Source organism: Halomonas salinarum, from assembly GCF_012062845.1.
In the GTDB taxonomy this organism is placed as follows: domain Bacteria; phylum Pseudomonadota; class Gammaproteobacteria; order Pseudomonadales; family Halomonadaceae; genus Onishia; species Onishia salinarum.
Genome location: NZ_WWNB01000027.1, coordinates 22,192 through 34,245 on the forward strand (window position 1 = coordinate 22,192; position 12,054 = coordinate 34,245).

The 12,054-nt window shown below is 55.2% G+C and carries 10 protein-coding genes; 5 read left to right on the forward strand and 5 right to left on the reverse strand.

The features are described 5' to 3' along the window. Window positions 1-852 precede the first annotated feature (852 nt). The 3 genes from HF027_RS14665 to HF027_RS14675 are packed head-to-tail and all read right to left on the reverse strand — an operon-like array spanning window position 853 to window position 4,644. Window positions 853-3,036 carry a polysaccharide biosynthesis tyrosine autokinase gene (locus HF027_RS14665; RefSeq protein ID WP_168016905.1) on the reverse strand — a complete coding sequence of 728 codons (2,184 nt, stop codon included), beginning with the start codon at window positions 3,034-3,036 and terminating at the stop codon, window positions 853-855. 53 nt (window positions 3,037-3,089) lie between these two features. Next, window positions 3,090-3,524 carry a low molecular weight protein-tyrosine-phosphatase gene (locus tag HF027_RS14670; protein WP_168016907.1) on the reverse strand — a complete coding sequence of 145 codons (435 nt, stop codon included), beginning with the start codon at window positions 3,522-3,524 and terminating at the stop codon, window positions 3,090-3,092. A 4-nt stretch (window positions 3,525-3,528) separates the two neighbouring features. Continuing rightward, a complete protein-coding gene (locus HF027_RS14675) occupies window positions 3,529-4,644 on the reverse strand; it encodes a polysaccharide export protein (RefSeq protein ID WP_168016909.1) in 1,116 nt (371 codons plus the stop codon). A gap of 640 nt (window positions 4,645-5,284) precedes the next feature. Here HF027_RS14675 and HF027_RS14680 point away from each other — a divergent pair. The 5 genes from HF027_RS14680 (at window position 5,285) to HF027_RS15910 (ending at window position 9,560) form a co-directional block, all read left to right on the forward strand. After that, entirely contained in the window at window positions 5,285-5,467 is a 183-nt protein-coding gene (locus HF027_RS14680; RefSeq protein WP_168016911.1) for a hypothetical protein, read from the forward strand. A 100-nt stretch (window positions 5,468-5,567) separates the two neighbouring features. Then, window positions 5,568-6,215 carry a YjbF family lipoprotein gene (locus HF027_RS15905; RefSeq protein ID WP_168016913.1) on the forward strand — a complete coding sequence of 216 codons (648 nt, stop codon included), beginning with the start codon at window positions 5,568-5,570 and terminating at the stop codon, window positions 6,213-6,215. A 174-nt stretch (window positions 6,216-6,389) separates the two neighbouring features. After that, window positions 6,390-7,142 carry a capsule biosynthesis GfcC family protein gene (locus HF027_RS14690; protein ID WP_168016915.1) on the forward strand — a complete coding sequence of 251 codons (753 nt, stop codon included), beginning with the start codon at window positions 6,390-6,392 and terminating at the stop codon, window positions 7,140-7,142. Then, on the forward strand, window positions 7,139-9,418 hold the full coding sequence (locus HF027_RS14695; RefSeq protein WP_245184871.1) for a YjbH domain-containing protein: 2,280 nt from the start codon (window positions 7,139-7,141) through the stop codon (window positions 9,416-9,418). Before HF027_RS14690 ends, HF027_RS14695 begins: the two co-directional genes overlap by 4 nt. Then, window positions 9,381-9,560, forward strand: a complete 180-nt coding sequence (locus HF027_RS15910; RefSeq protein ID WP_425338680.1) for an integrase core domain-containing protein — start codon at window positions 9,381-9,383, stop codon at window positions 9,558-9,560. The genes HF027_RS14695 and HF027_RS15910 overlap by 38 nt, the downstream gene beginning before the upstream one ends. A gap of 419 nt (window positions 9,561-9,979) precedes the next feature. Here HF027_RS15910 and HF027_RS14705 read toward each other — a convergent pair whose 3' ends face one another. Beyond that, a complete protein-coding gene (locus HF027_RS14705; RefSeq protein ID WP_168016919.1) occupies window positions 9,980-11,260 on the reverse strand; it encodes a sugar transferase in 1,281 nt (426 codons plus the stop codon). 462 nt (window positions 11,261-11,722) lie between these two features. Next, the coding region (locus tag HF027_RS14710) for a transposase (RefSeq protein WP_425338681.1) at window positions 11,723-12,054 on the reverse strand (332 nt) is incomplete at its 5' end.

Below are 12,054 nucleotides of genomic sequence, written 5' to 3' on the forward strand. Positions count from 1 at the left end.
GCGACTGGCCAGCACGCCAGATTTCAGAACTTTGAACACCGCGGGACTCATCTTCACCATAATAGGCAGAATGATCTTGCCCGTTGCCAGCCAATAACTATAGTCCTGTGGCATGGAGTCTGAAGTAGCCCCATTGACCAGACCACATGGCCGGTCAACTAAATTAGGAGGGAGCCCCAGTGCCCCTTGCCTGGCGCCCGCACTCGACGTTGTCCGGTAGCTCATGCTTCCACTGGACCTCCTTGGCAGGTGGATTCTAAACGGGCCGTGGCCTGGTCCACCTTCAGGGCGCTGAGGGCAACCTTGGACTTGGGTTCCCTGCTGCACTACCGAAGTCTTCCGCCTATAGTCAAGTTATTTTGGTCGGCATGAATAAAGCTTCGCGTCTGATATCGAATACGAGACCATTTCCATCCCGCAGCGCACTGACTGCAGAGAGTCTTTGCGGTACTGATACTTAGCGACGATGTTCTGTGTGGTTTCCACCGATAGGCGACAAACCTCTCCACAACAGCGATGTTGTTCATGAAGGTGCAGAGGCCATCGATGGTTATAAGCATGCGCAGTTCCGCAAGGCTCAGATCTTTCGGATGTCCAGCAAGCATTAGGTGATGAACTAAATCACAACAGTTTCCTTGAGTTCGGTCGAGACCGCCTTGAGTAGCTCGCTACGATCATCACATAGCAGTCAGCGAACAGCCTCGAGCTAGTCAATACACGCGTAATGGCGGGCGCGTTGAGTACCAACAAGCGGATCACGTCGGGGTGTCGAAGCTGGCCAATATCAACCTCCCAATTACCGCCATTACAACGGCAATAGAAAATAGCCAACCCACTTCAAGGGAAACCTGCTTATTTGTAGGAATAGTTGTAATAGCCGTAGCCATAGCTGGTAACCGCCTTTCTCTCGATGGCATTCAAGATGCAGCCCTTCACCTCGACGCCGGCCGCCTGGAGGCGCTGACGAGCCACTTCAATTTCCTTGGCGGGATTGAGCTCAAAGCGGGCGGCCATCAGAGTGGTGCCACACTGGCTACCCACCAGAGAGGGATCCGTTACCGCGAGCACTGGCGGCGTATCGATGATCACCAGATCGAAGCGTTGGCTCCACTCTTCAAGCAGCTGGGTAAAGTTGGCATTCATCAGCAGTTCTGAGGGATTGGGGGGCGCCATACCACGTGAAATGTACGAGAGCCCGCCAATACTGGTTTCACGCAACACATCATCGGTTTTTTGTTTGCCTGATAATAGGTCGGATAGACCATTCTCGCTCTTGCCACCGAAGGCCGCGTGAATATGGCCTTTACGCATGTCCGCATCCACGACAAGTACGCGCTGACCCGACTGAGCGCAGACCGCTCCAAGGTTTGTGCTCAGGAAACTCTTACCCACCCCAGGGCTAGGGCCGGTGATCATCAAACGATTATTCGTCGCTTCCAGCATGGCAAAGTGCAAGCTTGTGCGCAGGCCACGCAGTGCCTCTACCGCCAGGTCGGCCGGCGCCCGTTCGGCCAGAATTCCCACGCTCACATTCTTTGTGCGCTTTTCGTTCTGGCGCTTGATGCTCTTGACCAACTTGCTCTGCTCTTCAGAGAGCGGAACAGAGGCGTATACCGACAGCCCCAGGTCTTCGATTTGTTCGGCGGATTCCACTCCACGATGAAACGCTGCACGAAGCAACACGCCTCCCACAGCCAGCATGCCACCCAACAGGGTGGCCACCACCACGATAAGCGGCTTGTTGGGCTTGACCGGCTCAGGCAGGGTATCGGCTGGATCAAGGATACGGACGTTGCCAACGGTGCTAGCCTCGGCGATCTCCATTTCCTGTACTTTGTTACGCAGCTGAACATAGACTTCTTGCGTCACTTCTACATCGCGGCTCAGACGCAGGATCTCCTGCTGGGTCTCCGGCATGTTGCTAACCCGCTCATTGAGGTTAGCCTTCTCGCGTTGCAGCTGCGCCTTCTTCTCCAGCAGGGCAGCATAGGTGGGGTGTCCCTTGGAAAAACGCCGAGAGATCTCAGCCTCGGTAAACTCAAGCTCGCTTAGCTGCGACTCAAGGTTGACCATGCGCTCAAGCACAGACTTGGTTTCCAGCGACAAGTCGACGCTATCCTGACTCTTGCGGAACTGATTAAGCTGATTTTCTGCCGCTTCCAGTTCGGCACGGACCTCGGGGACCTGCTCGTCGAGGAACTCAAGACTCTTGCGCGCTTCTTCTGACTGGCGACGGATATTTTGTGACAGATATATATCCGCGACAGTATTGAGCGTTTTCTTGAGTTCAGCCGGGTGTGGCCCAGTCAGCGACCAGTTAAGAATACCGGTTTCTTGGCCCTGCTCATTGATCGCCAAGTCTGTGCGCAGGTTGAGAAAGGCTTGCATACGCTTGATACGGGTCACGTCAAAGCGCGCGCCGGCGGGCGCCGAGAGCTCTGATACGCGCATTGCCACTTCGTCGCTGGCAAAACTCTCCAACTCACCGACACGCCCTTCGCCCAGCGACTCACCATCATGAAAAAGCCGGTAGCGATCATTCTCGAGAACTTCGAGCTCTACCGTCTCACCACGCCAATCATCCACGACCGGCATTTCGCTGACCGTTATGCTTTCACCCGCCCAAGTACTGTCCCAACCGGCGGCGAACCCAGGGCGCTCGACTCCTTTGCGCACCAGGAAGTCACCGATCAGAGGCATACGGTGTGGCTCAACCAACAACTCCAGGTTAAGAAGATCGACGGCCTTGCCCAGCACCATTCTGGAGCGAATGATCTCAATCTCGGCCTGCGAAGGCGGCTCTCCCCCCAGCATGCTCGTCACATCCGACAACGGGTTCATCGACGGTGACGCTTCTTCTATCTGCACCAGCGCTTCGGAGCGATAGATCGGCGTAGCAAGAAGTGCATACCCGATGCCGATGAAAGCAAACAGCGCGGTGATACCGAGAATCCACCATTTGTGATCGATCAGCAGGCCAAAGAGCCGACCCAGATCGATCTCATCACTGGCTTGAGAAGCAGGCGTTTGTGACATATACAGAAGTTCCGGCCAACATTAATAAAAGAAGAAATAGGATAGCGTCGCCATCAGAGCTTGTTCGCCCAAGTGGCAGTAGCCTGGGTGAGTTTTCGATGCACCAGTTCGAAGATTTCCGGGCTCTTGCGATACGGGTCGGGAATATCTTCGCCACTATCGCCTAGCCAACGGCCAATCCGCATCGTCTTACCCAGTGCCGCGGGCGAGATATCTCCCACCGCCCGGCGTTGGCCATCACTCATGACTAGCACCAGGTCCACCTCATTCAGCATATCAGCAGTCAGCTGGCGGGCCTGGTGATCAGCCAGATGCAGGCCGTCGGCTTCGCCAAGATGACGGGCATTGGGATCAACGCCCTCTCCTACCCTGGCGCCCAGCCCTGCAGAAGATATCTGCTTATGAGGAAACTGCTGCTTTAGCAATGCCTCGGCCACAGGACTGCGACAGATGTTGCCGATACAAACCACAAGAATGCGATCGAACATGGGGCTACTGATTCCGAATATCGTTTGACGTATCAGCAAGCGAGCCTGGCAAGTTAACACTCGGCAGCAGCAGGCTAATCACACGGTTCCAGCGTGCAACAGGCGCCGTGGTCACATAGACGACGTCATTAGGCTCGAGTGTGAAGCGCTGCCCCAGACTAAAGGCGGCGGCATTGCGAACATCTAACTGGTATACCGTAGCCAGTTGCTGGCTGTCGGTTGGCGCATTACGAACGACGAAGACACCTGAGGGCTCGGCACTGGCTTCATTGATGCCCCCCGCTCGTGCGATGGCATCGGTCAGGGACAGCCGCTCATTGCCAAGATCGACGTTCCCGGGTCTAAGCACCTGCCCCATCACAGCCACAGCCTGATCGTCCGCTGAGGTGACATGCAAGACATCACCATCCCGCAGGAGTCGATTTTCCTGCTGATCCCCCGAGCGCATCAGCGCGTAGAGCGATATCGGTGTTTCTTGACCATTGCGGGTCAGGATGGCGCGATGCATGTTGGCATTTTGACTCGTACCGCCAGCCTGACTGATCGCATCTCGAATGGTAAGCGGCACATTGGTCATTGCCTGGGCGCCCGGTTCATTGACCGCCCCGCTCACATAGGCCTTCTTGGAACGATAGGCCGCGACTTTCACGTCAACCTGTGGTTCGGCAATGTACTCGACCAGCCGTGTCGTCAGAATTCGGCGGATCTCATCCAGGGTTTTGCCCTGCACGTCGACTTCGCCGATATAGGGGTAAAAAATGCTGCCATCGTTGCGCACCAGATTGCCCGCTTGCGCTGGGCTGCGTTGCTCACCTGAAGGGATCGTCAGTTCAGGATGGTCATAAACGATGATATCGAGAATGTCTCCAGGCCCAACCTCGTACTCATATTCCTTGAGGGCCTGGCGAAACTCCTCTGATGCCGGCCGGGCTTGTCCTTTTACCGAGCGCTGGTACGCAGCAACCAACCCTGGCGTGATCGGCTGGACATCCACCAGATCATCGATAGGGGCGCTTTCAACGTCATAATCCATGTGGCTGCCCGGCGCCCAGGCGCAACCACTCAAGCCGGCAGCTATAACACCAGCAAACAACCAGACGCGCAGAAATCGGTGGAACATACGAAGCTCTCAGCTTGGTTAAATTCGGACACGCTACCGCCCCAAGGTGTACACGGCGCATCCCTGAGGCCAGTTCTCGGCCACATCAATGTGGCCATCAACATTCAAGTATGGGGCTCCTACGCGAACAATGCGGCCACCCGTGGGGGCCCGCATAGGGCCGTCTTGGCCGTCGCGAGAAGCTTTCGCGCAACGCCACATCGCGCTCAGGCACTTTTCAGCAAGGTGCTGAGCAACATTGCGTACAGCCTTTAGTCGTAAACAACTATCGGGGCGGGATACTACATAACAGCAGCAGCTCAGGCCAGTCACATGATGGCAACGGACAGACTTGTAGCTTATTTCCTACAAATTCATACAATAATTAGCGTGCATACTTAATTAATGTTCCATTTTTATCCGAATCGATCATTGGCAGTACCCAACAAGGGGACTTGACGGTAGGATTGAGGCCTCTAAGCTGCTCGTGCACATGATACTAATGTGTAATGTCTGTTGGTTATCATCAGACAAGGCAATCTCAAAGGAAGGAGTCTTTCCATGTTGAAGAAAACGATGGCAATCACCGCCATTATCGGCCTAATGACGTCCCCCCTCGCCTTCGCGCAAGGCGCCGGGGAAACTGGCGTCGGCGCAAGCAGTGGTAGTAGCGCTGGTGCGGGTGCTAGCTCCGCTGGCGGTGCTGGTGCAGGCGCTGGCGGTGCTGGTGCAAGCGCCGGTGCCGCCGGCGCCGGTGCCGGTGCTGCCGGCGGTGTCGCTGCAGGTGGTGCCGCTGCTGGAGCCGCTGCTGGCATGTCTGCTGCAGCTATTGCCGGTACGGTAGCGGCTGCTGCTGCTGCCGTGGGCGTGGCAGCATCGGCTGTTAGTGGAAATGACGGTACGTCCGGTACGTCCGGTACGACTGGTACAACTGGCACTATCTAATGACGGTGTCAGTCATAGAAAAAGGCCGCCCTTGGGCGGCCTCCTTATGTGTTCTCCTTGCTTCCTGCAGTTCAGGTGGTGGAACAACCCCCACCGGGGATACCCTATCTGCTTTCTTCGGACCGTCAGCAGCCGACATTAGTGCTTATGCACAGCAGGTCCCGTACGCTTCGCTCGCTCTGTCCATCGATGGCAACAAGACTCTGGCCATCATGGCGTACCAAGGGAACGCTGATGGTAGTACCACACTTTGGCAGGCAAAGGATCGGGCAACCCTGGCGCTGAAAGACGGCATACCCTACTCCACAGCGGGATTTGACAACAACCTGATGGGGCTGAGCTACGACAGGGCGCTGCTGGACTCACAACGCCTGGATGCCTATTGGCAAGACCGCGACGGCCAATTACGGCATGCTCGCGCCTCGCTAACCACTCAATGCGCCCCGGCCTCCTCTGTCTCGCTTCCCTTGACTACCTTGCCACTCCAGCGATGCACGCAAGAATGGAACTGGCACGACGCAGGAACGTCGATCAATACACTCTGGCGATCAGCAGAATCCGGGCGTATCTGGGCCGGCGACATACAACCGTGGCCAGGGGCTCCTGATATCTCATGGCAGGTCGCCAGACCATGGTGGTCTGATTAGTTGCCGCCTAGAGCCTGATAGCCATTAACCAGTACTGTTACGAAAGGCCGCGCAGGCGTATACCACTGCTTAGCACTCCCAACCTACAACCTGTTGTTTTCCTTCATGACTTCGCCCTTAATCAGCAACATCCTTGCTTGCACGCCACGCATATCTGCCATCCTGGCGATTAGCTTGCTGACATATTCAACATCACACGCAGAGAGTCCGGCCACAATGCTGAGTGTCAGTGACAACACGACGCTTCGTGACGCTTGGTTAAGAGCCGATATTCCTTCCGCGATACCGGCTTATTCTTTTTATCAGCGCCGTGTGGAACATGAAGAGACAAAGGCCACACTGGAGCAGCTGAAGGAGGAGTTGGTAGTACTAAGTGAGGAGCGAATTGAGCGTGCCACTAGTGCAGAAGCCTCACAATCGGCGCTGGGACTGCGGGCCTGGCAGCAACATGTCGAATATTTCCTTGAAACGCCAGACGCTAGCCGCTCGTTGGCAAGAGCAGACGTTGCCTACTTGGTGGCTCACCCTCGAGACAATCCAACGCTCAGCGATATTCATCATTTCGGATACTGCGAGCCTCCCGATTGGGTCGAGCTTTGGCATGCCGGTGGAGTCGAAAAAATGGCTTATCAACCGGACATGACACTTGGCGACGCACTGGAAGCCTTGCCCGCAAGAGACACAAACCTAAGCGACTATGTGACCTGGGTCTCGCCAGGAGGCCAGTATTTTCGTTTGGGCGTGGCGGCATGGAACCACCAGCAAGTCGACCTTGTGCCCGGTGGCCGTATCGTTGTGCCCTTGTCAGAATCCACTCCCAGCGCGGAGTGGGTTAACTACACCTTGCCGCATATCCTCGCCAAACGCTTGCCAGGCTCTGAGTGTAAGCGCTTCATGCCTACCAAGCCTTTAGCCAGTTCATCATGATGACCAACTTATTTTTTGTTCCTCGGGTTCTATGGCGTGCCCAGCGACCTTCATTTAGACACATACACTTTATGCTGGGCGCCGGCATCACCTTCGTATCCACTTCCCTTTTTGCCTCCGGTGATAACGGTATGGGAGTGCAAGAACCCTATCCGTCGCTACCGCAATATGGTTCCCACGGCACACACTTAGGCAAACATCAGAGCGACTTCGGCGGTGTGGGCTTAATGCAGAACCCCACTGCCAGAATGGCCGCTGCTGGACAATTCTCTTTCAACTACAACCGAGCAGAGCCCTACCGCCGGTATAGCATCAGCCTACAGCCCCTCGACTGGTTCGAATTCAGCTTTCGCTACAGTGAAATTACCGACCGCCTGTACGGCGAATCTATAGCGGGCAATCGGGACTACCTGGACAAAGGCTTTGATGCCAAGTTCAGGCTCTGGCAAGAAAGTCGCTATCTTCCGGAGGTGGCACTAGGGCTTCGCGATGCCGGTGGCACCACCCTGTTTGGCGCAGAATACCTAGTGGCCAACAAACGCTGGTATGACCTCGACTTCAGCCTTGGCCTAGGTTGGGGCTACCTCGGTGCGCGAGGTGATTTCGGCTCGCCCCTGTCTTTAGTGGGTGAGCGCTTCGACTCTCGCGAGGGGGAAACCGGCATAGACTCGACCGGTGACTTCGACCTTAATCAGTTGTTCAGTGGTAATACCGCCCTATTCGCTGGTGTCGAGTACCAGACACCCTGGCAACCTCTCGTGCTTCAACTTGAATACGAAGGTAACGACTACTCAAGTGAACCAGCGACCAGCTCCATCGAGCAGGAATCCCCCTTCAATATTGGCGCGCGATTCCATCTGAGCGACAGCGTGACCTTGAATGCCGGCTGGCAGCGGGGTAACACCTTGATGACCGGCATCTCCCTAAGCACCAACCTGGCCAACATATCGCAAGCCAAGCGCGACACCATGCCATTCGAGGTGGAAGGATCTTCAACTGCCGGTCCCCCTGCTGGTGACACGACCAATGAAGCAGGCACCTCGTCAGCAACTGACGCTTCGCCGACCACGCCTGATACCGACTGGGCTGAAGCCATCGATTCCCTAGCGCAAAATGCCGGGGTGAAGGTCAATCGTATTTCGACAGATGGTGACACCCTGCTCGTGGAGGCTACGCCAACCAAGTACCGCTCAATGGCCAAGACTGCGGGACGTGCCAACCGCATCCTTCATCGATATGCCCCGGCGCATATCACGACGTTCCGTTACCGTTGGCAGGCTCGTGGTATGGACCTGCGTGACGATGTGCACTCGCGGACAGATTTCGTCGCAGCGGCACAATCGGCATCCGATGAGCCTCAGTATCATTACAGCGTCTATTCGCAGTCGTCCCGCCAGCGCGGCCTGTACGATGAAGTGCTCTATGAGCCGAAGGAGACGCCGTTAAGCTACAGTATCGGGCCCGGCTATAATCAAAACCTTGGCGGGCCGGATGGGTATCTCTACCAGCTACAGCTACAGGCCAATGCCGAGCTGCGCACAGACACTAATGGCTGGTTTTCGGGCAGCCTTGGCTGGACGGTGCTCGATAACTTCGACCAGTTCGACTATGTCGCCGACTCTGAACTGCCGCGGGTGAGGACCTTTATCGGGGAGTATCTCAAAGAGGCAAGTCTTGGCATCACCAACCTCCAATACACGCGGACAACGCAGCTAAGCAAGAACTGGTATGCCATGGGTTACGGTGGGCTGCTGGAAATGATGTATGCCGGGTTGGGCAGCGAAGTGCTGTATCGCCCGTTCAATAGTGACTGGGCGGTTGGCGCTGACGTCAATTACGTCCGTCAGCGAGAGTTTGATCAACAGTTCAGCCTGCGAGATTACTCGACGACCACCGGGCACCTGAATGCCTATTGGCAAACCGGCTATGAGGACATCCTCGCTAAGGTCAGCGTGGGCCGCTATCTGGCCAAGGATATAGGCGCGACCTTTGATTTCTCCCGCGAGTTTGCCTCAGGCGCACGTATGGGAGCCTGGGCCACCTTCACCGATGCCGGAGACAAGTTCGGTGAAGGCAGCTTCGACAAGGGGGTCTATATCAGCCTCCCCCTCGATGCCTTCTTTACCACCTATAGCCGTGACCGCGTCAACATTGCCTGGCAACCTTTGACCCGTGATGGCGGTGCGCGTCTCGGGCGCCGGTATACGCTCTATGATCTGACAGGCGAACGCAGCTTGGGTGAGTTCTTCCAGGAACGCGACGCTGTCTGGAAATAACCTGATCTGGTTCCATCGCTTCGAGTCGCTGGGCCAAGACAGAGCGGTGATCGACCGTTGGATCCGGTACTACAACGAAGAGCGAGCCCATCAGTCTCTGGGCTATGGGGCACAACGGGCACATCCTACATTAGCCGCGTAGGGTGTGCAGAAACCAGGGGGACATTACACACGATTGCTGGGTAAGATCACTCAGACACAAAAAAACGCCAGTGCAGATAGGGCCATGGCCCTTCTGCACTGGCGTTTTTTTGGTGCCTATTCCAAGGCCGCTTAGCCTGCTGGCCACCGAACATCTTGGAATTTCCCACACTTTTGTGGGTTTACCGATGGCGCGAAATGCCCCACATTTAGGTGGGGAGACACCACATATGTGTGTAGCACGTCAATGCAACCTATTGATTTTGCAGGGCACTACCGATAAGGGCTCATATCATTCCAAAACGGTCAGGCGCAGACCACAGAAGTATCTCACCAAGATAAATACCAGTCAGCGTTAACTGACCGGCATTACAGCTTTATGCTGTCTCTATTCTCAATCCACATCCCGTATAAAAAAATTCACCTCGCACCATGTCCGGTAAACACCGTCTTGATAGTCTTGAACAACACTAATATATCCAGCCATAGCGAGAAGTGCTTAATGTAGTAGAAGTCGTATTGCAGCTTTGTGATCATTCCATCGACTTCAGCCGCATACCCCTGCTCGACTTGGGCCCAACCCGAGATGCCGGGCCTCACCACATGGCGATAACGGAAAAAAGGCACATCGCGCTCGTACCATTCCGAGAGCTGCATGGATTCCGGCCGCGGCCCGATGAAGCTCATCTCCCCTTTCAGCACATTGAACAATTGAGGCAACTCATCCAAGCGACACTTACGAATTACTCTGCCGACTCGCGTAATACGGGGATCATTATCACCATCGGTAAAGCCTTTGCCACGCTGATCAATGTACATGCTGCGAAATTTGAACACCTTAAAGGGTTTGCCGCGATAGCCCATGCGCTGTTGCAAAAACAGCGCAGGTCCCGGGCTATCCATCCTGATCACCCAAGCAGTTACAAGCATGATGGGAGTCAGAACAGGGAGCAACATTAGTGCACCGATAATATCGCAGCAGCGCTTGGCGCTAGCATACATCGCAGACGGCATTAATGAACCAAACTCATTCTCCGAGAGGTGATCGATACGCACCCGGCCGCTGATCGCCTCATCCATCTGGCGGACGTGGTAAACTGGAATATGGCAAAGAGTGCATTCTGCCAAGAACTTTTCCCATTCCGGGCCAAGGCTATCACTTCGCAGGTCGGCCACAATGGCATCATAACGCGTGCCGTCCGGTTCTGGCGTACAAAGCTGCCGTAATTCAATATTGGCGGTAGGCTTCAAATGAACCGCATCACCAACAGGAACGACCGCAACCTTCGACCGGCGATACCGCCGGCCAATAAAATACCCTGCAAAAAACCAGACTAGAGAGACCAGGTAACCCGAAAACACCACTTGCCGCGTATACTCTTCTCTAGTGAAGAAAAAAACAGCTACCACCAAAAGAAAGGCCAAACTTACGGCGGGTATTATATAGGATGCCACCTGTACACCGGGGAAACGTGTAAACCTACGCAAGCAGAACGTTATGCCAATAAAGGCCATAGCAATGGCCATAATCGTGTTGAAACGATGATCTGTTATCGTCTGCCAGAATCCCCAGCCCCACCGATCAAGGGCCGGAAGCGCAATCACTAACGGTAACCCAACCAGCAGTTGAAAAGGCCAGCCTAAAAGAAATTGTTCGTACCACCGTGAGTGGCGACGTTCATATGGGTATGTCACGTCCATGCCTTCATTGAGTCTCCGCGTCCAATTGCATAGTATATCAAGCCCGCGTCCTTGACGAACTTACGTGAATACAAGTTTCGACCATCACCGTCATGGCGAACTGAGGCTTGAACCCACCGAAATCAAGCTCACAAAATTTTTCCCACCCGGTGCAAGTCTCCAACGCATCGGCTCCCTCCACCTCTTGAAGCCGGCCAGGCACCAACACCGGGTCATCGCCATCACCATACACATGAATACGAAGGTATTCTTCATGGCCTCTGAACTCGTAGGCCTGGCCCCTTGCACCGGCGGCTCATAACGCCTCCATGACGTAGCAGCTCGGAGTATCAGCATACCACGTATCATCGGTGCTGGGCTTGAACGACATCCATCACAGGGCGATGGGCTTGCCGGCCAGACTGGCAATCTGATCCTTCCCAGCATCAATGGACCCGGGCCAGGGAAAACGCATGAAAATTTTCATACCGCGAGAATGTCCGCCAGGTAGGTCTCACCCAGCACTGCTTTCTTCTGTTTTCGCCGGATTCCCCCCTTGAAACGCTTCTCCCCTTTCAGGTAATTCAGCGCAATATTCCGGACCCTCGCAAGATTTTCCGCCGCCTGTCCGCAGTGGATCTTGCAGGCATCTTCACGGAGAGCAACGTCCAGAGACCAGTGAAGCTTGTGGTGAGTAGACCGCAGGAACCTCCCCTGCAGCCTCTCGCAGAACGGAACGTGAACCTCTCGATTCATTCCGCTCCCATCAAGCAAACGATCCACGCATACCCTGCCGCCAATGGGCAAATAAACGG

Excerpts from the sequence above, each read along its gene's own strand:
- HF027_RS14665 (WP_168016905.1), bottom strand. The coding sequence starts at position 3,036 with ATGTCACAAACGCCTGCTTCTCAAGCCAGTGATGAGATCGATCTGGGT.
- HF027_RS14670 (WP_168016907.1), bottom strand. The coding sequence starts at position 3,524 with ATGTTCGATCGCATTCTTGTGGTTTGTATCGGCAACATCTGTCGCAGT.
- HF027_RS14675 (WP_168016909.1), bottom strand. The coding sequence starts at position 4,644 with ATGTTCCACCGATTTCTGCGCGTCTGGTTGTTTGCTGGTGTTATAGCT.
- HF027_RS15905 (WP_168016913.1), top strand. The coding sequence starts at position 5,568 with ATGACGGTGTCAGTCATAGAAAAAGGCCGCCCTTGGGCGGCCTCCTTA.
- HF027_RS14695 (WP_245184871.1), top strand. The coding sequence starts at position 7,139 with ATGATGACCAACTTATTTTTTGTTCCTCGGGTTCTATGGCGTGCCCAG.
- HF027_RS14705 (WP_168016919.1), bottom strand. The coding sequence starts at position 11,260 with ATGGACGTGACATACCCATATGAACGTCGCCACTCACGGTGGTACGAA.